This window comes from Aquibacillus sediminis (assembly GCF_005870085.1).
Lineage (GTDB): Bacteria > Bacillota > Bacilli > Bacillales > Amphibacillaceae > Aquibacillus_E > Aquibacillus_E sediminis.
Map to the genome: position 1 here is coordinate 311,411 of NZ_SZNM01000003.1, position 23,338 is coordinate 334,748.

Sequence of the window (23,338 nt, forward strand, 5' to 3'; positions counted from 1 at the left end):
GGAGTTTTTTTTATAAGATCATCTCGATCACCCCCCTTGGAATCATTTTTCGTAAACTAGCTCACATTCCTCTATGTTTATCCTGTTTCTGGAATTGGCGCATGTGGTCACTATTTCCACCTATTTCTCTATTTAAGTGGACATCAATTCCTCTATTTCCTTTTAATCAGCTCTTTTTATCTAATTTCAGCATTATAACGGAACAGGTGTCTGCTCAATGCATTTCGTCCCTTTTATGACTAATTAAGGGGATAAAGTGAAACTTCAATCAGTGGGTTTTTTTTGCCCTTCCCCCACTGATTATTAGTACCACAAGGGTATGACCTAAAGGCCCTTGAACGAATCGGGGTAAAAGCGAAAGTTTACTCCCACTTAAACATCTTCCGTTTCCCTTGATGTTTCGAAGTGGGAGTCTTACGGACGGTTGCACCGGGATAAATGTCCGCTTAACTTCACTTAGTAATGGTTCCTCTATTCACTTAGAGTTATCCTATCTATTAATACGGGCGCTCCTTCCGCAAAGTGGTACCACATCCACTCTCCTCTTTTTAAAAGTTACGTCGAATTCTATAGTAATTCTGACAACTCTTTGAAAACAGCTTATTGTGATTCTTATCACTACTCATTTAATTGATAATGATTATCATAGAACTATGAAATCATTATTGGAGGTGTTTGTTTATGAAAAATCACTTTGTAGAAGTTGATGTACGTGAAGATATTAAACAAGGAATTGAACCTTTTCATAAAATTATGGATGCTATAAAGAACTTACAAGATGGCCAACAACTTGTCTTGCATGCGCCATTTAACCCTTTCCCATTATTTAAAGTAATGGCGAAAAAAGGCTTTGACCATGAATCAGAGCAAATTGAAAAGAAACATTGGAAAATTACCTTTACTAAGAAAGATGGTGTCACAGATGAGGCTTGATAATCGCGGCCTGCAACCTCCACAGCCAATGATGCGAACCTTAAGTGCACTCGAGGAACTTGAAGCAGGTAGTCAATTAACGATCATCAATGATAGACGACCAATGTTTTTATTTCCAGAATTAGATGACCAAGGGCACAGTTATGAAGTGGAAGAACAAGCGGATGGCAGCTTCGCGATCACCATTACCAAAAACGGGGCATAGCATTGATATCCCCTGGTGCATCCACAAAAACAGAAACGACGATTAAGCTGCCGTTAGCGTTTATTTTATTTGGATTAGGTGCATTTGTTACTGCCCAATGGATTCTTTTTATTAATAGTGACTCCCTAACCAATGGAATCTTTCGTTTACCTGAAATTTGGATGGGTGCACATTTCTTATTACTTGGTTGGATTGTAATGGTAATTATGGGGGCGATGTACCAACTCGTCCCTGTTGCATTTTTAACGAAGATTTGGAGTGAAAAATTAGGATTCATCCAATTCACAATTACTTCCACTGGTATCATCGTTTTTTCCTTATTACTAGGTTTTAAAACGAGTCACGCTGTCTATGGTGCAATCCTAGTCATAATAGGAATTGGCTTATTTCTGTTTCAAATGGGTATGACGTTGAAGCAACAGCAGCAAACAACACCAATGACATGGTTTGTTGGCACGGGGTTGGTTTGTTTTCTAGTAACAATTGTTGCTGGTTTATTATTAGTATGGACCATGGCATTTGGATCTAGTTTTAATTATACAGCAATTTTCCATTCCCACATGCTATTAGGTGTAGCAGGTTGGTTTACATTATTGATTTTTGGTTTTTCCTACAAGATGGTCCCGATGTTTAGCTTATCACATGGATTTTCGATGAAATGGGCGAAACCTGCATTTTTCACCTACACCATCGGCTTGATAGCATTAATTATTTCTTTTTTCATTCAACAGTCCAGCATTCAAACAATTGGCTGGTTGTTATTGTGGATTGGTTTTACCTTTTTCGGTTTAGATATAATAGAAATTTTGAAAAAGCGAATTAAAAAGAAGTTAGATCGTCCCTTTACATTCTCCATGATTGCAATTGGTTATGGTTGGATGATCCATCTCGTTGCCGTACTGTTACGTATTTTCTCAATTGACAATCAAACCGTGTGGAGTTGGCTAATTTTCTTATATATCGTCAGTTGGGTGATGTTCAGTATTTTAGGATACTTATATAAAATCGTTCCCTTTCTTTGGTGGACACATAAATACTCCAGTCAAGTAGGGAAGAAAAAGGTGCCAATGTTAAAAGACATGATTGATGATCAAATTGGGATTATCTTATTTATCACTTTTACAGTTGCGGTGATAGGTTTAACATTAGCTGGCCTTGCACAATTCCACTTTTTTGTAGCTCTTTTCCAAGGGGTGATGTTAATCGCATCACTTTATTACATGTATTCGATTGTACGCGTACTATTTAAATAAGGAGATGAGAACATGAGTTTAGTAGAAGATGTAAATGGAGCTCTATATGAGGTAATTGACCCTGAACTAGGTATTAATATCGTCGATTTAGGACTTGTTTATAACATTGATGTAAATGAAGTAAACGACGTACACATCACGATGACCCTTACGACACCTGGATGTCCACTACACGATAGCATTGTTGGCGGTGTGGAGCATATGGTGGGACGTGTCGAAGGTGTTGGAAAAATTGATGTGGAACTCGTCTGGCAACCAGCTTGGACACCAGAAAAGATGAGCCGTGAAGCAAAAGAATTGTTGATGTTTTAATAGGATAAACACGTATCTGTCGCCTTTGCGGCAGATATTTTTGTTTGGTTACTCATTTTTCCGCTCCTACAGCTATACTTTCCCCACTGTGTTCTTGCGCATAAGCTATTATGTGCAACAAATCATTAGCTAAGTTAACTACTGAGGTACAGTCATTTTCCAAAATACACGGAATCAAAGGAGAAAAACGCTGGATAATACGTGAAAAAGTCGTAAATACGCAGGATCTAGTGAAAAAGCACAGGATCGTATGAAAAAGTCTTAATTACGCAGGATCTAGTGGAAAAGCACAGGATCATGTATGAAAATGCCTTAATTACGCAGGACCTAGTGAAAAAAGCGCTGGATCATGTATGAAAATGCCTTAATTACGCAGGATCTAGTGAAAAAGCACAGGATCATGTATGAAAATGCCTTAATTACGCAGGATCTAGTGAAAAAAGCGCTGGATCATGTATGAAAATGCCTTAATTACGCAGGATCTAGTGGAAAAGCACAGGATCATGTATGAAAATGCCTTAATTACGCAGGATCTAATGAAAAAGCACAGGATCTTGTTTTGTTAATTAACAATTTTTACGATGGAGATCAAAATAAAAAATCCCTCAGCTTAATTGCAGAGGGAAATCAATTGATCAATCTGGAATACCTAGTGCAATTTTCGCATAACGTGACATGCGATCTTTCGACCATGGTGGATTCCATACAATATTTACTTCTGTGTCTTTTACTTCTGGAATGTCTTCCATCACACGTTTCACATCTTGCTCAATATGACCTGCTAATGGACACCCCATTGCAGTCAGTGTCATGGTTACAGTTGCGATTCCATCATCATTTAAATCCACACCGTAAATCAATCCAAGATTTACAATATCTATACCAAGCTCAGGATCAATAACATTCTCCAAAGCACCCATTAGGTTTTCTTGTAACGCTTCATCCATGCCTTTCAACCTCCTTCATCATTCTTATTATTATTTAAACATAAATGTTAAAAAAATTAAATGATCTAAATCACTTTTAAGAGGATGTTCAAAAAAACACTGTTGCTTCCCCTGCAAGTAACTGACAGTAACCGTTTCGCTTATTCAAGCTTCACTTATATAGGATAGCTTACTTTTTGTTCCTCATGTACCGAACAGCACAAACTCACTTCCTAACCAGCTAGATTAGATTCAAACTTCTTCTTGAACACCACTATAATTGTATTTCAAACCAATTCACTGTTTCCAATATTGCAATCCGACTCACTTTATGGTCTCGCCCTGGTTCACGCAAAAATCGAATGTTTTCCGGGTTTTCATAATAGTCAATTGCGTCTTGATAAAAACTATAAGCATGGGTGAAAGGGACTACAGAATCATTCTCTCCATGCCAAAAAAATAATGGACGCTGATTTAGCTTCACCATTTGTTTTGATAAATCCACTTCTGTAAGGGACTGATAGATCGATTCAATCTCGTCATCTGTAAGCGGAAGCTTTCCATTTACTTGACGCATATGCTCTACCAAATCTTGAGCATATGCAGTAATCTTAGGTGAACCCATCAGTATTGCTGCAGCTCTAATCCATGGGTATTTTGTCAAAGCAGCTGCAGTCGTGATCCCACCCATGCTTGTTCCTGCAATTCCAAAGCGACTATCCTTGATTAAATCATGCTCAAGCATATACTCGTAAATCATGGCCAAATCCTTTAAATTTTGTGCTACAATATTAAAAAATTGTAGCTGTCTTTCTTCATCCGTTGTTTCACCTTGTCGCTCGCCATGAAATTTGCTATCAGGTAAGACTACTCGATATCCTTTTGCCGCTAACAAATAGGCGAGTGGAAGATTGTGTTCTTTTGCACTAGTAAAACCATGGAAATAGGTAAGAACAGGCAATGCTTCATGTTTTTTGATATCTTCAACAACTTCTAATACAGGTATATCATTCCATCGTTCTTTGCTAACACCTATCATTTTACGGTTCCCTTCTTTCTACAAGCATCTACTTATATCTTATATTTTCCAAATTATACTTGCAATCATTTCAATCGAATCGTTCCTTTACAGAATAGACTTTGATCGATAAACTATACTTACTATAAGAGGTGATAAAATGAGAACAAAACAACATTTAATTGCATTAGATTTAGATGGTACATTGCTAACAGATAACAAAGTGATCAGTACATACACGAAACGAGTTGTCATGAAAGCAAAAGAGCTTGGTCATATTGTAGTAATCGCCACTGGAAGACCTCATCGTGCAAGTATAGATTATTATCATGAACTAGGACTTGATACACCGATGGTTAATTTTAATGGTGCCTTGATTCATCACCCAACTGATAAAAAGTGGGACATGCTTCATAGTCCACTACCCATTCGTACAGCTAAAAGAATTATTCAAACTTGTTACGATCACGAAGTAAGAAATATTATGGCAGAAGTGCAAGATGATATCTTTTTGGACCAATATGACGAAAAATTCATGGAAATATTATTTACTGGTAAAGAAGAAGATCCAATAACGATTGGAAGTTTAAAAAATGAATTAAAAACAGATCCAACTTCCTTGTTGATTTATCCTCGCGATCATCATGTTGAATCAATCAGAAACCATTTAGATGATCAACACGCTGAGATGATTGAACATCGCAAGTGGGCAGCACCTTGGAATGTGATTGAAATTGTTCGAAAAGGCATGAACAAAGCAGTTGGCTTACATAGGATTGCTCACTACTATCACATTCCTCAAGATCGTATCATCGCATTTGGCGATGAAGATAATGACTTAGAGATGATTGATTATGCTGGAGTTGGTGTTGCAATGGGCAATGCTATTGATGAACTTAAAGCATTAGCCAAACATACGACAACAAACAATCAAGACAACGGTGTCGGCACTTTTTTACAGAACTATTTAAAAATAGATGCGTAAATAAAACCTGTTTGCAAGTTAACCCAAAACTGGACAAATACCATATATTGCCTTTTACACTCTAGCAAATATTTCTTCTTATGAATCATAAGGAACAGTTCATACTAAGCATGAACGCGGTTAAAGCGTTCATGCTTCTTTCGCTTTTAAAGTTGTTCATTACTGGGAGGAATAAATCATGAGTAAAAAAAGTAAATCAAAACGTTTTACTCAACAAGGTGCAGATACCATCAAAAAACACGATGAGCGATTTCCTTACAGACAACGATTATCAGAAGCGACTGAAAAATAACTAGCTGACAATGAAACTGTAGGAGGTTTTAACGATGGCAAACATGGCTAACAATTTATTCCAACAAGCTAAAAACGCTGTCCAACAAATCACAAATGGTCAAAACATCAGCCAACAAGATAAACAGGCAGCACAAAATGCAATTCAATCTGCATATACTAATGCTACCCCAGAAGAACAACAAGAGTTGCAACAGCTTGAACAGCAGTTGCGTCAGCAAAACGAAATTCAATAACACGCAAACTGAGGGGCCGGTCCTAATCGTGGACTAGCTCCTCTCTTTTCTGTTGAGGGATATATATCCAATGATACCACCTGTTTTTAGGTGACTCTTTCGTAGTTCAAAAAGATTCGACTTCAAATTATAGTTAGGGGGATTTACAAATGAGGAAATTTTTTAAAGGTTGTTTAACAACAATCGGTGCAATAGTCGTGATTGGTATTATTATTGGAATATTTGCAGGTGAAGAAGAAGATACATCGACGAATGATACACAAACTGAACCAAAAACAGAGCAAGAAGAAATGAAGAAAGAAGAGAAGCGAGAAGAACCTAATGAAGAAGAAGAACCCAAAGCAGAAGTACCTAAGGAAGAAGAGCCCAAAGAAGAAGAACCTGAATTAACGCTTTCCCAGAAAAATGCGATAAGAGCATCTGAACAATATATTAATACGATGGCCTTTTCAAGAGAGGGATTAATTGATCAATTGAAATTCGATGGATATAGCCAAGAAGATGCGGAGTTTGCTGTCGATAATATTGAAGTCGATTGGAAAGAGCAAGCCATTAAAAGTGGAGAACAGTATCTTAATACAATGTCATTTTCCAGAAGTGGATTAATTGATCAACTGAAATTCGATGGCTACAGTCAAGAAGATGCGGAGTTTGCTGTCGATAATATTGAAGTCGATTGGAAAGAGCAAGCTGTAAAAAGTGGAGAACAGTATCTTGACACAATGTCATTTTCCAGAAGTGGATTAATTGATCAATTAAAATTTGATGGGTATACCAATGAGCAAGCAACTTACGCGGTTGATCAGATTGGATTGTAAGATATATGTATCACTTTTGAAATAAATGTGGAGTGCGTAATGCTCTCCACAAAGTACCTTATGTCTAATACTTTGACAATTACTGAGGACTCATATTACTTGCTTAAAAGACGACATATTTCACCTATATTCCCCAGGAAATATAATGAAAATGTTCATAAAGTTACATCCTAATGGTTAATAATTGATAATTTATATCACTTTTTAATTCCCCTATTTTCTGCTATCATTAGTTTTGATAAGAATTATCATTTAGGAGGAAAAAATATGAGTGTTCGTGCTGAAACTACACCAAACCCAAACGCAATGAAATTTACAACTGATTCCTTGATTTTCGAAGGTAATGACAGTGTTTCTGTTATGCCTGGTCAAACAAGCGAGCATAAGATCTTAAATGATTTGATGGAAATTGAAGAAGTTGATAATGTATTTGGTTTTCAAAATTTCATCACCGTCAATAAAAAGTTCGATGCAGAATGGGAAACACTAACACCTAAAGTTGAACAAATCATTAGCGGTTACGGGTATTAAAGCATATACATAAAAAAGGTTGTCAAATAGACAACCTTTTTTTATTGGATTTACAATTCATTACAGTTTCACTATTCTCTCCTAAAAAATCCAAATACACCTGTTGTTTGTACAATATTAGTAAATGCCTCTGGATCTACTTCACCAATAATTCGTTCTAGATCATACAATTCATATCTTGTAATAACAAGCATCAACATATTTTTGTCCACTTTAGTATAAGCACCTTTTGCAGGCAATATAGTAATACCTCTTACCATTGTATTGTGAATCTCTTTTTGCATTTCATCCGCTTTTTTCGTTACAATCATCGCGGTTAATTTCTCATGACGTGTATGAATCGTATCAATCACACGTGTGGTGACATATAACGTTAGTAATGTATATAACGCATTTTCTGGTTCGTTTATAAGACCTGCAAATACAATAATAAATCCATTAATTAACATTAAATAACTACCGATCGGCTTATCTTTTATTCTTGATAAAACCATCGCAATAATATCAGAACCACCAGTAGATGCCCCCCACTTTAGCGTAATTCCGATACCAACACCAGCAATTACACCGCCAAAGACAGCATTCAACATAATATCATCTGATAAATTATAAATTGGTAAAATTTCTAAAATCACAGTCGTGAATAAAACAGATAAGAAACTATATATTGTAAAACCTTTCCCAACTTTAAACCAACCTAAAATAGCTACTGGAATATTTAGTATAAATAAAAGAATCCCCGTACTAATAAAATCAATATTAAAAAAGTCACTAAATATAGTCGAGATTAACTGTGCAATCCCTGTAAAACCACTAGCATAAACATTAGCTCCAATTAAAAATAAGTTAAGAGCAATTGCATTCAATAATGCACCAACTAAAACGATGAGAATCCGTTTTGTTTCCATAAGAAACATATAACCTACCTCCAAACCCCAATATATGTATCAACACTCTTTTTATTTCATACCCAACAATCCTACATGATAATCCTATTCAAAGTAAACCACCAATTAAAAACTTAACACGACAAAACAATTACTATGATTAAAACAAACTTTAATCAGTTGGAATTTTTTGCTCTTTGTCCACTCAAATATTAGCCTGAACCAACCTGGATGAAAGTGCCCGTTTATTCCTACTTAAACCTCGCCATTTCCACTATGTTTTGAATGTGCATATATAGACAGTGCATCGTGATAAATTTTGACTAATCGAGTTGCTAAGATTAAACTATAAGTTAAACAATACTATTTGCTAATGGATTTATATTTATAGTTATTATTCACTTATGTTTTATAACCATGCGTATTATTCACAGTATTATTACATATCAAATGGAGGTGTTAGAGGTTGGCAGTTCAAATAATCGCTGATTCAGCTTCTGATCTATCACAAACTTTTTTTGATGATTATCATATTGAAATGGTGTCATTAAATGTACAATTAGACGATAACAACTATCAAGACGGTAAAACAATTTCTGCTAATACCGTTTATCAAGCAATGCGTGAGGGAAAAGCACCAAAAACATCGCAACCTTCCCCACAAACTTTTAAACAAGTATTTGAGACTTATGCTAAAAAAAATCAACCGTGCCTTTATTTAGCTTTTTCATCCGAATTATCTGGTACCTATCAATCCGCTGTTATCGCTAAGCAAGAGCTAGAAGACCAGTACCCTGATTGGGATTTACAAATCATTGATACGAAAGGTGCTTCACTCGGCTATGGATTAGTTGTCCTTCGTGCTGCACAATTAGCACAACAAGGGTCTAGCCTACAAGAAATAGTGGATATTAGTTCTTATCATGCCGAACATATGGAACATATTTTTACAGTGGATGATTTAGAATACTTATATCGTGGTGGACGAGTTAGTAAAACAGCAGCATTTGTAGGGACTTTGTTAAAAATCAAGCCACTTCTTCATGTCGAAGACGGTAAACTAGTTCCGTTGGAAAAGATACGTGGAGCCAAAAAGGTTTTAAAACGAATGGTTACAATTATGGAGGAACGTGGACAAGATTTTAAAAATCAAACCATTGGTATTAGCCATGGGGATAACGAACAAGTCGCACATCAATTAGCAGATTTGATTAAAGAAACCGTCGGTGCAGAGCACATTCATATTGAAATGGTCGGTTCAGCGATTGGTGCCCACGCAGGACCTGGGACGATTGCTCTCTTTTTCTTAAACAGTCCGCATAAATAGGAGTTTAGTATTAGATCTACCTTTTTCTATCTAATACTTTTTTCTCATCATTAAAAAAGTAAAAATTAACCTTTTACTAATGAAGCGCTTTCATTTATAATGAATAACGTACACCATAGAAGATTGTATCTCATTTTAAACATAAATTAACTTTGTTTTCCATATCATTTTATTAATAGACTTCGAAATAGAGTGGCATAATCATGGAATTATTCACTAACTAATGATTAGGGGGAAGTCGATGGAGTTACAAGAGTTAATGTCTTTATACCGTAGAGAGCGTCATCATGAGCCCGGTTCTATGAATGAGGTTTTAGATTTTTGTAAACGAAAATACGTGCTTGGGGAAATCGACATCGGGAATTATCGGCAATTAATGGAAACCTTACACAATGAAGGGGCTACCTCTTGTCATGAATTGGAAGCCTATCAATTTGACTGATCACTTAACCAAGTGATCAGTTTTTTTGTCTGATAAAGTGAGCCGCTTAATCTGTTTGGTTCTCTCTCATCCCCACTGATTGTTCGCAGGTCCCCCCCATTTACCTTCTATCGTTTTACCCCGTAGATTGAAGTTGGAGTGTTACTTCAGTTACATGAGTGATAAAAAATTGGTTATGACTAATATAGAATTACTTTAGTAATCATAGGAGGACGAGCATGGCAAATAAAAAGAAAATACTTCCTGAACAACATCAAAATCGACAACCTGGATATGAATATAAAATGAATCCATTACCAAAATTTGAAGACCCAAGTTATCAAGGGAGTGGAAAATTAAAAGACAAGGTAGCGATTATTACTGGTGGTGATAGTGGAATAGGGCGTGCAGTCAGTCTTTACTTTGCTAAAGAAGGTGCTGACATTGTGATTATTTATTTTGACGAACACCAAGATGCTAACGAAACCAAGCAATTAGTTGAAAAGGAAGGTCGCTCCTGTAAACTTATTAGTGGAGATATTGGTGATGCCGATTTCTGCGAATCAACTGTACAGTCCATTGCCAGCGAATTCGGTCGAATTGATATCTTAGTTAACAACGCTGCTGTTCAATATCCGCAAACTGATTTTTTAAACATTACAAACGAACAATTAGAGAAAACCTTTCAAATCAATATATTCTCTTTCTTTTATATGTCAAAAGCAGTGATTCCACATATGCAAACAGGAAGTTCCATTATTAACACTTCTTCCATTACCGCATATAAAGGAAACGAAACGTTAATTGATTACTCCAGTACAAAAGGAGCGATAACTTCGTTTACAAGGTCATTATCACAATCACTTATTAAAAAGGGTATTCGAGTCAATGCCGTCGCACCTGGACCTATTTGGACCCCACTAATTCCTGCAAGCTTTGATGAAACGAAAGTAGCAGAATTTGGTTCCACCTCGCCCATGGGACGCCCTGGACAAACATATGAATTGGCACCAACCTATGTATATTTAGCATGTAACGACTCTAGCTATGTTACGGGGCAAACCCTTCATGTCAATGGTGGATCTATTGTAAATGGTTAGTAACATAAAAAAAACGAGATTCCGTAATGTTAGAATCTCGTTTTTTACTACCTATTGTTCTTTCCGTTTATTTTTTATACTTAAATAATTAACTCCTACCACAAATCCCCCTAAAACAATTACAACAAAAGAAATAAACCACCAATTTAACCCAGTATCTCCTGAGACAGTGAAGATTTCTGCTGTCTCTCGGTCGAGTGCGATATGAAATTCTCCATCTTCATGTGCGCGTACGATATTATCCTGTAATAAACCATTTAATTGCATTCCAGTTTCGATATCTTTTGTTGTGATCGTTTTGGTTTCTTCATCATTGTTAATCGCAACATAGACCATTTCATCATCATTCGATAGTTTAAATAAGGACATGGCACCATTGCTATCGATATACTGTAACTCGCCTTCTGTTATAACAGGGAGTTGCTCTCGTATCGTTGCGAGTTTTTCATAGTATTGTTTTAAATCGTCATCTCCACTATTTAATTGTGCCATGCGATGATCTGGTGTTGATGTACCATTATCCATAGGAATTTCCGAACCTTGATAAACAATTGGTGTTCCTGGTGTCATATACATAAATGTTAATGCAAGCTTCCATCTTGTTATAGGGTTCCCCTCTTGGTTAACCGCTTCTCTAGTAAAACGAGGGGTTTGATGGTCGTCAATATAAATCCCCTTCATTTGGTCTGTGGAAGTTTGCCACTGTTCGAATAATGGTTCTAGTGAATGGCCTGCACTACTTAACACTTCTGTCATTTGTTCATATAATCGATCATCAAGCGTTATAATTCCTTCAGAAACTGGTGCACCATGATCATTCCCATCTACCATGAGATAACTGTTAGGTTTTTGTGATTGAATTTGCTCAGAAAATTGATCAATAAAATCGGTTGGTGTATCATGATTCACATGTAAACGATAGCCATCAATCCCAGTTTTTTCCATCCAGTCAATAGCAGTTTCTAGTAAATACTGACGAACATTTTCATTTTCTAGATTAGGTACTGGTAACTGCTCTCCCCACCTGTTTGAAGTTTCACCTGCGATCCAATTTTCCTGTTCTGTCACCCACGAATGTTCAGGACTGACATGGGTTACAACAAAATCAGTGATTACTTTTAGATCCATTTCATGTGCTTTTTCTACCAATGCTTGTACATCTTCTATTGTTCCAAAATGATTTTCCATTGTTCGATAATCATCAATTAAGAAACCGTGATATCCATCCGCTTCATTGCTCATAAATGGACTGAGATTAATGGTGGTAAACCCTCGTTCTTTTATATAATTTAATTTACTTATGATCCCTTGGATATCTCCTCCATGGTACGCATTCTCATCCTCCACATTTACGTCATAATCATTGTCAGCAGATCCATTCACAAAACGGTCAATCATTATGTAATAGACAATTTCCTCTCGTGCATTCTCACTACTTTGTGCAATGAGTGAGTGACCAGATGTAAATAAAAGAATAAAACTAATTAAAACGATACTGATTTTTCTCATAAACTAAAATCCCCCATTTTTTGCTAACTTAACTTAAGTTTCTACTACGCATAGGCCTTATGTCAATTTTTTCTCTTTTTTATTGTACCGTATTCTTGTCCCGTCTCTGTTTGAAAGCAAAAAATGTTTGTTTCTGTACTGAAATTCTGCTCAGCACTCTATTTCGAGACAGTAATCCTGTTTTCTGTACCAAAATCTTGCTCTGCTCTCTGTTTTGGGACAGTAACTATGTTTTCTGTACCGAAATCTTGCTCTGCTCTCTATTTCAGGACAGTAAATATTAAAATAGGATGCAACACCGTTATGATGTGCATCCTAGCTACCTATCGTCCTAATTCTATCATGCTTCAATTTTAATGTCATACGTCCGTAACCAGTGATCCATTTGTGCTAAGTGTGCAAGTAATTGCGGACCTGTCATTAATTGTCCGAACCATGGTGCATCGATTTCTTTTCCTTCACTTTCAACAAGGTTGCGAACTGCTTCCTTATCAAAAATTTCAAATAAGCGTGCATTTGGATCTTCTAGAATCTCGTTCATCCACTCAATCACTGCATCTTTATAAACTGGATTGTGCGTTTTAGGATATGGACTTTTTTTACGATAAAGAATTTCATCAGGCAATAACCCTTCTAAAGCTTTTCGTAAAATTCCCTTCTCCCTTCCTTTGTACGTCTTCATCTCCCATGGAATATTCCAAACATATTCAACTAATCGATGGTCACTAAATGGTACACGGGCTTCAAAACTAGCTCCCATGCTCATTCGGTCTTTTCGATCTAAAAGTGTTGGCATAAACCAATGCATATTTAAATAAAACATTTTTCTACGCTGGCTTTCCAACTCAGAATCTCCTTCAAACTCTGGTGTTTCATCAATTGTTTCTTGGTAACGCTTGAGCATATATTCATGAAGGTCTAACTTTTGTTTCCATTCATCGGTTAGCAAGGACCTCCGTACCTCAGATGAGCGAATCCATGGGAACCCTTCACGCTTCAAATCATCTTCCCGATAAAACCATGGGTAACCACCAAATATTTCATCTGCACACTCCCCAGATAGGGCAACGGTTACCTCGTCTTTCGTTCTGCGACATAGCCATAATAAAGACGAATCAACATCCGCCATACCAGGTAAATCTCGAAGTTCGACCGCTTCTTTTAAAAGATCGGCTAACTTTTTATTATCAATCACAAAATTATAGTGCTCTGTATCATGTGCGTCGACCATATAGTCAATAAAGTCACTATCACTATTCGGTTGGAATGAACTCTTTTCAAAGTACTTATCATTGCCTTCATAATCAATGGAAAAAGTACTTAACTTTCCTTTATCATGGCGTTTTAAATAGTTAGATGCAACCGCCGTAATCGCACTCGAGTCTACCCCACCAGATAGAAAAGTACCTAATGGAACATCCGAAATTAATTGACGTTCCACCGCATCAGTAAATAGATAACGAATCGTATCGGCCGTTTCTTCCACATCATCTGTATGGGCTGTACTCGTTACATTCCAGTAGCGCTTGGTGCGAAATCCATTTTGATCGAAAATTCCGATATGCGCTGCCCGCAATTCATGTATTCCTTTAAACACCCCATGACCAGGTGTTCTTGATGGACCTAATGCTAAAACTTCACTTAACCCCTCTTGATCGAGAATGGGGTCAATTTCATCATGAGCTATTAATGCTTTTAACTCAGAACCAAATATAATCCCACCATCTTTTTCAGTATAAAATAATGGTTTTACGCCAAGACGGTCGCGGGCCATAAACAATTGCTGTTTGTTTGGATCCCAAATGGCAAAAGCAAAAATCCCATTCAATTTATCTACACAAGTCTCTCCCCATTCGATATAGCTTTTAAGTAACACTTCCGTATCTGAGTGGGAAGCAAAAGTCCAATCGTTATCAAGTAGTTCTTTTCTTATATCTTCTGTATTGTATAGCTCGCCATTATAGACAAGAATATAATTGGACCTGTCTTTTTCACATTCCATTGGCTGTTTTCCACCATCTGGATCGACAACAATCAGGCGCTGGTGTCCAAATGCCACATCAGAGGAGATCCACTCATTATGTTCATCAGGACCACGATGTTGAATTGCATTTGCCATTTTTCTTACATTGTCTATTTCATTGGATAAATCGCGTTGAAAATCTACCCAACCAGTAATTCCACACATTTGATCAACATCCTTTCTTACTGTATACGCCACTTTACAATAGTATGATGAATGTGCCTAGTTTGTTACTGATTTTTTAAATTCTCTGTTCGAAATGACACATCTAGAAGTTTGTTCACCTAGGACATAGACGTTAATAAAGTAACCATGTAAATCTAGCTTCAATATCATACCTAATGTGCATGATTACTCTAACAGCGAGCACACTTGAAAGGTATTTTACTTGAATAGACGAAAAAAGAGCACAAAAAAAGACACCATAAAGGCGCCTTCTTAGAATTTATTACAATTTAAAATAGCTTTAGTCCCATTGGTAATCGTCCAAAACCTAAGACTAGTACAAAAATAAACGCGATCACTAGCTGAATCCAAAAGCTTTTCGTAGGTTTTCCTTTAGAAGTTTTGATTAAAATCATTTCCACTGCAGCAATTAACCATAAACCAGCTAAACTTTTGAAAATTACTTCACCTAACTGATAGCCTGTACTGAAATACTCCGCTAACAAATCTCCACCTGAATACAAAATTAATAAGTAAACCAAACGAAGAATCATGTGTGAAATTTTTCCAGCTTTTTCATTTCCTTTTTTGTAAAAGCTCCGAGCAACGAAAAACAAAATTAGTGCTAATACCCATGATGTGATATGTAAGTGTGTCATTGTTTACCTCCTCATACTTAATCAAATTTATCATATCATTTTTGGTCACTCATTTCATATTAATATGTTTGATATCGCTTAGAATAGTGAAAAAGACATATAAAGGTGATTAATTAACTTATGTAGTTGTCCCTTTAAAAGTTAACGAACGGAGGGTTTCGATGGTACAAACAAGTCAAGAAATTATTGATCAAACCCAAGAGTATGGGGCAAAAAATTATCATTCACTCCCCATTGTCATTTCACAAGCTGACGGAATATGGGTAGAAGATCCTGAAGGAAATAGATATATGGATATGTTTAGTGCCTATTGTACTATTAACCAGGGGCACCGACATCCAAAAATCATGCAAGCATTAAAACATCAAGCAGAACGTGTAACATTAACAACAAGAACATTTCATAATGATCAGCTTGGAACCTGGTATGAGAAGATATGTAAAATGACAAACAAAGAGATGGCGTTGCCAATGAATACTGGTTCTGAAGCAGTGGAGACAGCAATAAAGGCTGCACGAAGATGGGCCTATGATGTGAAAGGAGTCGAACAAGATAAGGCTGAAATCATCGCTTGTAGTGGTAACTTCCATGGTGGAACAATGACAGCAGTATCTTTATCATCAGAGTCAGAATATAAACGCGGCTTCGGACCAATGGTACCAGGTATGAAAATCATCCCTTACGGTGACCTCGATGCATTAACAGAGGCGATCACAGAGAATACAGCTGGATTTATTATTGAACCCATTCAATCAGATGCTGGTGTTGTTCTGCCACCTGAAGATTTTCTTAAACAAGCTGCCGACGTATGTAAACAAAATAATGTCCTTTTTATGGCTGATGAAATCCAAACAGGCCTTGGTAGAACAGGAAAAATGTTTGCATGCGAATGGGAGGACGTTACCCCTGATCTGTATTTACTAGGTAAAGCATTAGGTGGTGGTGTATTACCTATTTCCTGTGTGGTGGCCAATAAGGATATTCTTGGTGTTTTTAATCCTGGCTCCCACGGCTCAACATTTGGAGGGAATCCCCTTGCCTGTGCTGTATCGCTTGCTTCCATTGAAGTAATTGAAGAAGAAAAACTTGCAGAGCGCTCGCTTACACTAGGAGACTATTTGCTTGAACAGTTAAAAAGGTTAGACACCAAAGTAATAAAAGAGGTTAGAGGAAAAGGATTATTAATTGGTATCGAACTTACTGAAGCAGCACGACCCTATTGTGAAAAACTAATAGAAAAAGGTATCCTTTGTCATTGTACCCAACCTAATGTCATAGACTTCACACCACCTCTCACGATTGAAAAAGAAGAAATTGATTGGGCAATTAATAAAATGAAAGAGGTATTTGAGTAGAGTACGATATGCAATAAAGATTACAGATTTATTATCTTGTTACAGATACAATAATAATCATTGATTCCTCTAGATTATTGTCACATTATATAGAGAATCCGACGTAACTTTGGCAATACTCTTGGAACCCGGCGCTATTAATGGAATAAGGACCCAGGTGAAGTTGCGAGGTGGTTCCTCATTCCGTTATTCTACATTATTTAGCCTTTTCGGACGGTAAAGCGGATTCTCATTCCGCTATTTGCTCAATTCGGGGGCTTTTTTACTTGATTTTGGATCATTAGCGGAATCAGAGACCGATTCGTCCTCATTATGGCTACTTTTTGAGCCTTTAACGGAACCAGGAACCGCTTCCCTTTCCTAGGTGGTTGCTCATTCGATTATCCCGTGAAGTTCTTGGTTCTAGTTACGTCGGAGTTTCTCTCGACTATGACATTAATATACAAAAAACCTAAAATAATAACCAAAGGAAGGTTCCCCTGGCATTATTTTAACTCTTCAATTTTCTTGTGCCCCCATGGAGCTACAGCTACTGTCACTTCCATTTCACCACTTTGCTCGTATTGAGCCCCAGTATTGTCTTCGATATAATAGCGATTAATTCCATAATTCACATGGTGGGTTTGACTGTGAGCATCATAATAACGATAAGCTGCAGTCAACTTAGCTTGATTTTCAGATGCTTGTAACTTTTGATTCGATGCTTTCACAACTTGGTGAAAGCCATCATCCGCTTGTTCGACAATAACATGGATTCGACCATCTGTATCGTCTGTGTCCCCAAGCCATTTTTCATCAGGTATTTCTTCAATTTGATAACGTAATGTTACATAATCACCATAAAACAAGTCTTGCGGATCAACAGGCAATGTTTGTAATTTAATAGTCTCTCCAACATCATCTATGACGTAATAAGCAATTGCCATTCCAACGAGAAATAATACCTGGATAGCAACAAGTACATAAAAACCAATCCGTTTCATTACTTCTCGCCCCCTTTAGCTTCCTTCTTTACTAACCGACGTTTCCGTTCTAAAAGAAAACTTAACAGAAAGAGCAGGATACCACCAACAAAGAAAAATAATGATTTATCAAGAAAGTCCCAAGCAAGATGGACATAGGCAATCAGGGTACTTATTAAAAATGTAATCGTGCCAACCGTGATCATGGCTTGATTTTCTTCCTTATAACCAATCAGTAAATACCCAAGTGAAAATAAAAATAAACTAAGCATATACACCATGTCCGCAAACGGCAAATAAACGATTGGTAAAAATAAAACAAGATCAACATACTGCATTTTTTTATTTTTCCAATATTTTACTGAGGAACTGATTATAAATAGTACTAACCAACAACCAAAGAAACTCCAACTAAATGATAACTGCTCCTTTATATAAGAAGAGCTTAGGATGAACACTTGAATTACCGTAAATAGAAAGATAGCCAGTAGGCTGATGCCAGTTAATGGTTGTGTCAACCTCTTCCTATCTGCCACATCACCAAGCACATATAAAAGTAGAAAATAAACGATTAGCCAGTAGTAAGATTGCTCGCCAACAAACACGAGCACCATCGTTTGTATAATAAAACTAACGGCAGCTAACGTACCATACAGATTTCTTGCTTGATGATACGTATAATGACCAAAGCCCAACAAAAGTACAAGAAATAGTAGCAAGTGAAATTCTTGATAAACAAACGCACTATACAATTGACCAACCGTGGTGATTGTTATTGCTACAATATATAAAGCAACATGCTGGTAAATAACAAATAATAACAAGCCGACTATAGACCATATAAAAAATGGTGTTGCCTGAAAAGACATATAGTTATACATTTGACCAGTAAGAAAAATACCTGCACCAAAAACAAACAATCCCATTACAATGAATGTAATCCCTACAGCATGAGATTTTTTTCGATAAATGATGTCCCCAGTCACGTAAAAGACAAGCATAAACAAAAGAATAATCGCCATTCTACCTAAATCAGGAATCACCGACCAATTAGATGCAATAAATGTTAAAAAACCTAACCCTACAAAAAGTCCAGCAAAACTTAATAATAGAAAGTTATGATCCTTTTCTTGATAAAGAGCAACAATTTGTTGTCGTTGTTCTTCCGAAATAATCCCCTTTTCTTTCCACTTTCTAGCCTCATTCTTAATGGAAGACGAGTTCACAATTCTTCCTCCCTTCTTTGATTCCGTTTTAAAGGTAATTTCTGTTGATAGGTTAAACTTCTCCACAAGCCTTCTAACGGACCAAACCGAAAATGCTTTAACCACTTGTGACTAAATAAAATTTGAACAGTAAAAATGATCATCACTAACCCTATACTTGCTAAAGGACTTACTTTTCCATATAGACCAAAACCAACTGAATAAAAAAGCAAAAAACAAATAATGGATTGCAAAATATAATTGGTTAGTGACATTCGCCCTACCTTTTCCAACGGTTTTAAAAACCTTTTAAACGTACTGTTTTGGTAAGCTAATGTGATGGAAACAATATAAAACAATGCCGATGCTGTTCCACCAATATTGTCTTGAAAACTAGACATCCACGAAGGATTTCCTATCATATGTGGACCGACCTTTACAAATAAGAATAAACTTAACGTGACCCACCATACCTTGTTTAAAAAGGCTCTATACTTTTGTACATGATGTAACCACCTTTTCCTTGCTGTTACCATTCCTAGCAAAAACAGTGGTAATAAACCAATGATTAAGAAAAAGTAGTTATAGATTACACCACCGTACGACCAATCATAATAATTTTGCTGCCAAATTTCCACAAGCGAACCATTCCCATAGTTTTGAAAAGCTGCTTGTATTGCCACATCATTCACAAAATCAAGTTGATCTCGTACTAGATATAATAAAAATGTATAAAGAACAGTTGGAATAAGTAACAACCCAAAGGCCCAACCAAGCAAGGTAATGTTTTTTCGTTTAAAAAAGGCCAATAATAGTAACCCTATGATGCCATACGACAATAATATATCTCCATGCCAAATAACAAAAGCATGAATCAATCCAAAACCGATTAAAATGAATAATCTACGGAAGATAGTTTTCCCAACCTCTAGCTGTTTCTGAGTTAATTTTTCCACAATGATTTGAATCCCAAAACCAAACAAAAAAGAAAATAATGTATAAAAGCTAGCTTGAAAAAATATATCAATCAAACTTCTGATCAAGGGATCTACGGAACTAGACCAGTAGTTTTCACCACCACCGTATAAGAAAAATGGTCCATTAAATGCAGGCAAATTCACCATAAGGATTCCTAGTATTGCAAATCCACGTGAAGCATCAATCCACCTTAGCCGCTTGTCTTTCAATAACGGAGAATCTACTTTTTCCATAAATGTACTCCTTTCCTACCTGTATCCCTCTCTAACAGTTTAATCGATATCGTCTACATACACCAACAAATCATGAACAGGAACCTATAACACAACATAAACTATGGACAAAAGGAGGTATCACTATGCCTGCTGCTGTTGGAGCTGTCAAAGTCATTTCTATTGCTTCATCAAGTATATTTAATATTGGTGATGTATACGCTATGAGCCCCCATTCAGAAGCAAAGACGTTTGCAGGTGGTGGTTCATTTAATACTGGTACTGATATAAAAATTCAATTAGATAAAAATGATACCAATGTTTATGATAAAGACCAGTTTGATCAAATTGTTCATGATATATAGAGGTGTTTTCATATGAACTTAACTGTCCATCAATCAATTAATATTCATATGCTAAAAGTAAACAGTGTAACAAACTCCTCTGTACTTCAAATAGGAAGTGCAGGGCAGTTGCAAGCATATGCGGATCTTCATAATACAGGGGAGTATGAAGAATTTGCAGAAGAAGCAGAACCACAAGATATCTCAGATGAACCATTAGTTCCACTTGCTCCCCCAACTACAGCGTAAAATCACATTAATCGTCCTTGTGCATAGGCTAGTAATAGGTCATCGCCTAAGGGAGGTATTCCATATGAATCCATCAAATTCTTGGTATGAATATATTCAGCAACTTCACAACTATATTCGCCAACAAGACGAAAGAGTAAAAAGTTTAGAACAACGAATCATAAACCTTGAAAACAATCATCAACCACCTAGCAATCAAACAACTGTTGAAAAGCTAGAATATCATTTTGATCAATTAAAAATTGAAAGATTAGATGGTACATTGCATATTGGTCTAACCCCTGATGACTTTTCATCTAATGTAGAAGATTTAGCATTAAACCAATCTGAGCATATGCAATATCAGCCTTCTCAATTTAATCAACGAAACCAAGCACAAGATCCTTTAAAACAACAAATAGTTGCACAGCTCGATTCCTTTTTAACAGGGGAAGGTCCACAACTTTTACAGCAACTAGCCCATGAATATAATTATCCAATTGATTCAACTTATCAATCTAAGATTTTAGCTGATATTCGCAATCAATTACCTAAGCGGGTTAAATTTTATGAAGACCAGGCCAAACAAAATAGGAATCAAGCGAATCCAGATGAATTGGGTAAATATATATATGAGCAAGTTGAAAAGGAAATTACGAGCTCCCTTCGGCAATTTTTTCAAAAGGAGAGTAATGGATGAATTATCACGTGCATAATTGGGGATTAAATGTTGGAAATGTAGATATCACGGGTATTACATCTTCCTCCATTTTTTTGATTGGAGATAACGAAGAAATTAAGTTGTCTTCTTATTACGATACACCACCGGAATCATACATTGTTGGTGCGCTTGTACCACTAAGGCAACCAACTGATGGAGGGCACATGAGCGATGAAGAAGCGAACAGCACACACAAATAAAATTCGTATAAATTCCTTATCCTACAGCTCTGTTTTTGACATTGGCGATGTTCATGAGTTCACCCCAGTAACAAAGGCCATTGCTGTTCAAAAAGAAGGTGGTGTGGAAACGGACGAGGGATTTGAATTCTCTAACTTCGATTTTTTTCATCGTCAATTGCAGTCTTTAGAACAAACAAAACAGCTAAATCAACAAACAATTCATCATACTCCACATATACACGTCAATGCAGTTAACGTAACGGGTGTGTCTAGTTCTTCTATCGTTCAAATTGGTAGCCTTAATACTATTAATGCGGAGGCTAGGATAAAGCACATTCGCATCTTAAAAGAGGAACAAAATGAAACGAATGAAATATAATATATCTAGGAGAATTAACTTCTAAAAAAGTAGGTGTTCAACATGCCATCTATTGTAGGGCCAATTAAAATAAACAGTGTTGATGGAGGCGTAATTAACTTTGGAGACAGTTTTTACTTATCTCCAAAGAGCGCCTCTAAAACAGCTGCTGGATCTGGTGCCTTCAACACTGGTGACTTTATTAATACGAATAATGGCGCAAGTGCTACCAATGCAATTGATCCAGATGCAGTAGATCAAGTTGTCAGTGGCAATGCATAAAGTAAAAATAAAAGAGGGTGTTTGGAAATGCCATCTATTGTTGGACCAATTAAAATTAATAGTGTTGGCGGTGGGGTAATAAATTACGGAGATAGTTTCTATCTTTCTCCGAAAAGTGCTGATAAAACTGCTGCTGGGTCTGGTGCTCTCAACACTGGTGACTTCATTAACACCAACGGAGGGTTCAACGCAACAAACTCGATTGATCCAGATGCAGCAGATCAAATTGTTGGAGGAAATGCGTAATACTATTAGAAATGAGTTTAGAGATCCTATACTCTAAACTCATTTCATATCCTATTATATTAAATTCGATGCAACAACAGGAACATGAATTGGACCTATTATGTATGCCTAAATATTATCGGAATAAAGAAAACTGCTGACTAGCAATCCTTTAAGCAAAGGTGCACGTATACTTAGCACCTACAAATTTTTACTACGTCGAAATAAGCCTCCTTGCCAACATTTTAGACCTTTCTAATTTACAACAAAAAAACCTTGAAATTATAATAATCTCAAGGTTTTATTGCTTAGCGGCGTCCTACTCTCGCAGGGGCAAAGCCCCAACTACCATCGGCGCTGAAGAGCTTAACTTCTGTGTTCGGCATGGGAACAGGTGTGACCTCTTCGCTATTGCCACTAAACCATATTTTTTATTAAGGACAAAATATATTATATGCATTTTTCATATAAAATGCAAGTGTTTTTTTTTGCACCTTCAAAACTAGATAAGAATTACTCAAGACAATCAAACTTTTAAACAGTCTAGCTCCGCTTTCTATATATAGTTAAGTCCTCGATCTATTAGTATCCGTCAGCTGCACGTGTCACCACGCTTCCACCTCGGACCTATCAACCTCATCGTCTCTGAGGGATCTTACTCATTTAAAATGATGGGAAGTCTCATCT

The 23,338-nt window shown here is 36.5% G+C and carries 29 protein-coding genes and 2 rRNA genes; 20 read left to right on the forward strand and 11 right to left on the reverse strand.

The genetic code is table 11. The features are described from left to right. Nucleotides 1-681: 681 nt before the first annotated feature. The 4 genes from FCI53_RS05080 to FCI53_RS05095 are packed head-to-tail and all read left to right on the forward strand — an operon-like array spanning nucleotide 682 to nucleotide 2,703. Nucleotides 682-933 carry a DUF2249 domain-containing protein gene (locus tag FCI53_RS05080; protein WP_138416471.1) on the forward strand — a complete coding sequence of 84 codons (252 nt, stop codon included), beginning with the start codon at nucleotides 682-684 and terminating at the stop codon, nucleotides 931-933. Further along, nucleotides 923-1,138: a DUF2249 domain-containing protein gene (locus FCI53_RS05085; protein WP_138416473.1), complete on the forward strand. Its 216-nt coding sequence runs from the start codon at nucleotides 923-925 to the stop codon at nucleotides 1,136-1,138. The genes FCI53_RS05080 and FCI53_RS05085 overlap by 11 nt, the downstream gene beginning before the upstream one ends. A 2-nt stretch (nucleotides 1,139-1,140) precedes the next feature. After that, the gene (locus FCI53_RS05090) at nucleotides 1,141-2,391 is read left to right on the forward strand and encodes a cbb3-type cytochrome c oxidase subunit I (RefSeq protein WP_246050013.1); all 1,251 of its coding nucleotides are present in this window, start codon (nucleotides 1,141-1,143) and stop codon (nucleotides 2,389-2,391) included. A gap of 12 nt (nucleotides 2,392-2,403) precedes the next feature. Then, nucleotides 2,404-2,703 carry a metal-sulfur cluster assembly factor gene (locus tag FCI53_RS05095; RefSeq protein ID WP_138416475.1) on the forward strand — a complete coding sequence of 100 codons (300 nt, stop codon included), beginning with the start codon at nucleotides 2,404-2,406 and terminating at the stop codon, nucleotides 2,701-2,703. Nucleotides 2,704-3,338: 635 nt separating this feature from the next. Here the strand turns inward: FCI53_RS05095 and FCI53_RS05100 are convergent. Together FCI53_RS05100 and FCI53_RS05105 are read right to left on the reverse strand one after the other, a co-directional pair. Continuing rightward, nucleotides 3,339-3,650 (reverse strand): metal-sulfur cluster assembly factor, encoded by a 312-nt coding sequence (locus FCI53_RS05100; protein ID WP_138416477.1) that lies wholly within the window; start codon nucleotides 3,648-3,650, stop codon nucleotides 3,339-3,341. A gap of 253 nt (nucleotides 3,651-3,903) precedes the next feature. Continuing rightward, complete coding sequence (locus tag FCI53_RS05105) at nucleotides 3,904-4,668, reverse strand: alpha/beta fold hydrolase (protein WP_138416479.1); 765 nt, start codon at nucleotides 4,666-4,668, stop codon at nucleotides 3,904-3,906. Between the two features lie 139 nt (nucleotides 4,669-4,807). Between FCI53_RS05105 and FCI53_RS05110 the strand changes: the two genes are divergently transcribed. From FCI53_RS05110 to FCI53_RS05130, 5 genes are all read left to right on the forward strand, one after another. Then, nucleotides 4,808-5,632 (forward strand): Cof-type HAD-IIB family hydrolase, encoded by an 825-nt coding sequence (locus tag FCI53_RS05110; protein ID WP_138416481.1) that lies wholly within the window; start codon nucleotides 4,808-4,810, stop codon nucleotides 5,630-5,632. Nucleotides 5,633-5,810: 178 nt separating this feature from the next. After that, complete coding sequence (locus FCI53_RS05115) at nucleotides 5,811-5,924, forward strand: competence protein (RefSeq protein WP_138416483.1); 114 nt, start codon at nucleotides 5,811-5,813, stop codon at nucleotides 5,922-5,924. 43 nt (nucleotides 5,925-5,967) lie between these two features. Continuing rightward, the gene (locus tag FCI53_RS05120) at nucleotides 5,968-6,159 is read left to right on the forward strand and encodes a DUF3813 family protein (protein WP_138416560.1); all 192 of its coding nucleotides are present in this window, start codon (nucleotides 5,968-5,970) and stop codon (nucleotides 6,157-6,159) included. Between the two features lie 149 nt (nucleotides 6,160-6,308). Continuing rightward, a complete protein-coding gene (locus FCI53_RS05125) occupies nucleotides 6,309-6,977 on the forward strand; it encodes an Ltp family lipoprotein (protein ID WP_138416485.1) in 669 nt (222 codons plus the stop codon). Nucleotides 6,978-7,244: 267 nt separating this feature from the next. After that, nucleotides 7,245-7,508, forward strand: coding sequence for a NifU N-terminal domain-containing protein (locus FCI53_RS05130; RefSeq protein ID WP_138416487.1), 264 nt, complete (start codon nucleotides 7,245-7,247; stop codon nucleotides 7,506-7,508). 71 nt (nucleotides 7,509-7,579) lie between these two features. On the opposite strand, the gene FCI53_RS05135 is transcribed toward FCI53_RS05130, so the two are convergent. Continuing rightward, a complete protein-coding gene (locus FCI53_RS05135) occupies nucleotides 7,580-8,425 on the reverse strand; it encodes a YitT family protein (RefSeq protein ID WP_138416489.1) in 846 nt (281 codons plus the stop codon). Between the two features lie 436 nt (nucleotides 8,426-8,861). On the opposite strand from FCI53_RS05135, the gene FCI53_RS05140 reads away from it, so the two are divergent. From FCI53_RS05140 to FCI53_RS05150, 3 genes are all read left to right on the forward strand, one after another. Continuing rightward, nucleotides 8,862-9,722, forward strand: a complete 861-nt coding sequence (locus FCI53_RS05140; RefSeq protein WP_138416491.1) for a DegV family protein — start codon at nucleotides 8,862-8,864, stop codon at nucleotides 9,720-9,722. Nucleotides 9,723-9,963: 241 nt separating this feature from the next. Further along, nucleotides 9,964-10,164, forward strand: coding sequence for a YppF family protein (yppF, locus tag FCI53_RS05145; protein ID WP_171038066.1), 201 nt, complete (start codon nucleotides 9,964-9,966; stop codon nucleotides 10,162-10,164). 218 nt (nucleotides 10,165-10,382) lie between these two features. Further along, nucleotides 10,383-11,243, forward strand: a complete 861-nt coding sequence (locus FCI53_RS05150; protein ID WP_138416495.1) for an SDR family oxidoreductase — start codon at nucleotides 10,383-10,385, stop codon at nucleotides 11,241-11,243. A 51-nt stretch (nucleotides 11,244-11,294) separates the two neighbouring features. Here FCI53_RS05150 and FCI53_RS05155 read toward each other — a convergent pair whose 3' ends face one another. The 3 genes from FCI53_RS05155 to FCI53_RS05165 all read right to left on the reverse strand — a co-directional run bounded on the left by FCI53_RS05155 (nucleotide 11,295) and on the right by FCI53_RS05165 (nucleotide 15,599). Continuing rightward, nucleotides 11,295-12,752: an alpha-amylase family glycosyl hydrolase gene (locus tag FCI53_RS05155; protein WP_138416497.1), complete on the reverse strand. Its 1,458-nt coding sequence runs from the start codon at nucleotides 12,750-12,752 to the stop codon at nucleotides 11,295-11,297. A gap of 340 nt (nucleotides 12,753-13,092) precedes the next feature. Then, a complete protein-coding gene (asnB, locus tag FCI53_RS05160; RefSeq protein WP_138416499.1) occupies nucleotides 13,093-14,940 on the reverse strand; it encodes an asparagine synthase (glutamine-hydrolyzing) in 1,848 nt (615 codons plus the stop codon). 290 nt (nucleotides 14,941-15,230) lie between these two features. Next, nucleotides 15,231-15,599: a YisL family protein gene (locus tag FCI53_RS05165; RefSeq protein ID WP_138416501.1), complete on the reverse strand. Its 369-nt coding sequence runs from the start codon at nucleotides 15,597-15,599 to the stop codon at nucleotides 15,231-15,233. Between the two features lie 161 nt (nucleotides 15,600-15,760). On the opposite strand from FCI53_RS05165, the gene FCI53_RS05170 reads away from it, so the two are divergent. Next, nucleotides 15,761-16,954: an ornithine--oxo-acid transaminase gene (locus FCI53_RS05170; RefSeq protein ID WP_138416503.1), complete on the forward strand. Its 1,194-nt coding sequence runs from the start codon at nucleotides 15,761-15,763 to the stop codon at nucleotides 16,952-16,954. 485 nt (nucleotides 16,955-17,439) lie between these two features. Here the strand turns inward: FCI53_RS05170 and FCI53_RS05175 are convergent, their stop codons facing one another. Genes FCI53_RS05175 through FCI53_RS05185 form a run of 3 tightly spaced genes read right to left on the reverse strand, consistent with a single transcriptional unit; the run spans nucleotide 17,440 to nucleotide 20,332 of the window. Further along, nucleotides 17,440-17,937, reverse strand: a complete 498-nt coding sequence (locus tag FCI53_RS05175) for a GDYXXLXY domain-containing protein (protein ID WP_138416505.1) — start codon at nucleotides 17,935-17,937, stop codon at nucleotides 17,440-17,442. Next, entirely contained in the window at nucleotides 17,937-19,142 is a 1,206-nt protein-coding gene (locus FCI53_RS05180; protein WP_171038067.1) for a DUF2157 domain-containing protein, read from the reverse strand. The genes FCI53_RS05175 and FCI53_RS05180 overlap by 1 nt, the downstream gene beginning before the upstream one ends. Next, a complete protein-coding gene (locus FCI53_RS05185) occupies nucleotides 19,139-20,332 on the reverse strand; it encodes a DUF418 domain-containing protein (protein ID WP_138416509.1) in 1,194 nt (397 codons plus the stop codon). Before FCI53_RS05185 ends, FCI53_RS05180 begins: the two co-directional genes overlap by 4 nt. Nucleotides 20,333-20,457: 125 nt before the next feature. Here FCI53_RS05185 and FCI53_RS05190 point away from each other — a divergent pair, with 125 nt between their 5' ends. The 7 genes from FCI53_RS05190 (at nucleotide 20,458) to FCI53_RS05220 (ending at nucleotide 22,672) form a co-directional block, all read left to right on the forward strand. Beyond that, on the forward strand, nucleotides 20,458-20,676 hold the full coding sequence (locus tag FCI53_RS05190; protein WP_138416511.1) for a spore germination protein: 219 nt from the start codon (nucleotides 20,458-20,460) through the stop codon (nucleotides 20,674-20,676). A gap of 12 nt (nucleotides 20,677-20,688) precedes the next feature. After that, a complete protein-coding gene (locus tag FCI53_RS05195) occupies nucleotides 20,689-20,904 on the forward strand; it encodes a spore germination protein GerPB (RefSeq protein ID WP_138416513.1) in 216 nt (71 codons plus the stop codon). A gap of 64 nt (nucleotides 20,905-20,968) precedes the next feature. Then, nucleotides 20,969-21,583 (forward strand): spore germination protein GerPC, encoded by a 615-nt coding sequence (gene gerPC / locus FCI53_RS05200; RefSeq protein WP_138416515.1) that lies wholly within the window; start codon nucleotides 20,969-20,971, stop codon nucleotides 21,581-21,583. Further along, nucleotides 21,580-21,804, forward strand: a complete 225-nt coding sequence (locus FCI53_RS05205) for a spore gernimation protein GerPD (RefSeq protein WP_138416517.1) — start codon at nucleotides 21,580-21,582, stop codon at nucleotides 21,802-21,804. Before gerPC ends, FCI53_RS05205 begins: the two co-directional genes overlap by 4 nt. Continuing rightward, nucleotides 21,776-22,165, forward strand: a complete 390-nt coding sequence (locus FCI53_RS05210) for a spore germination protein GerPE (protein WP_138416519.1) — start codon at nucleotides 21,776-21,778, stop codon at nucleotides 22,163-22,165. Before FCI53_RS05205 ends, FCI53_RS05210 begins: the two co-directional genes overlap by 29 nt. A 42-nt stretch (nucleotides 22,166-22,207) precedes the next feature. Next, on the forward strand, nucleotides 22,208-22,426 hold the full coding sequence (locus FCI53_RS05215; RefSeq protein WP_138416521.1) for a spore germination protein: 219 nt from the start codon (nucleotides 22,208-22,210) through the stop codon (nucleotides 22,424-22,426). A 27-nt stretch (nucleotides 22,427-22,453) separates the two neighbouring features. After that, nucleotides 22,454-22,672, forward strand: coding sequence for a spore germination protein (locus FCI53_RS05220; RefSeq protein ID WP_138416523.1), 219 nt, complete (start codon nucleotides 22,454-22,456; stop codon nucleotides 22,670-22,672). Nucleotides 22,673-22,957: 285 nt separating this feature from the next. Here the strand turns inward: FCI53_RS05220 and rrf are convergent. Together rrf and FCI53_RS05230 are read right to left on the reverse strand one after the other, a co-directional pair. Further along, nucleotides 22,958-23,073 (reverse strand): 5S ribosomal RNA (gene rrf, locus FCI53_RS05225). A 140-nt stretch (nucleotides 23,074-23,213) separates the two neighbouring features. Continuing rightward, nucleotides 23,214-23,338: ribosomal RNA gene (locus FCI53_RS05230) — 23S ribosomal RNA — on the reverse strand; the annotation flags it as partial.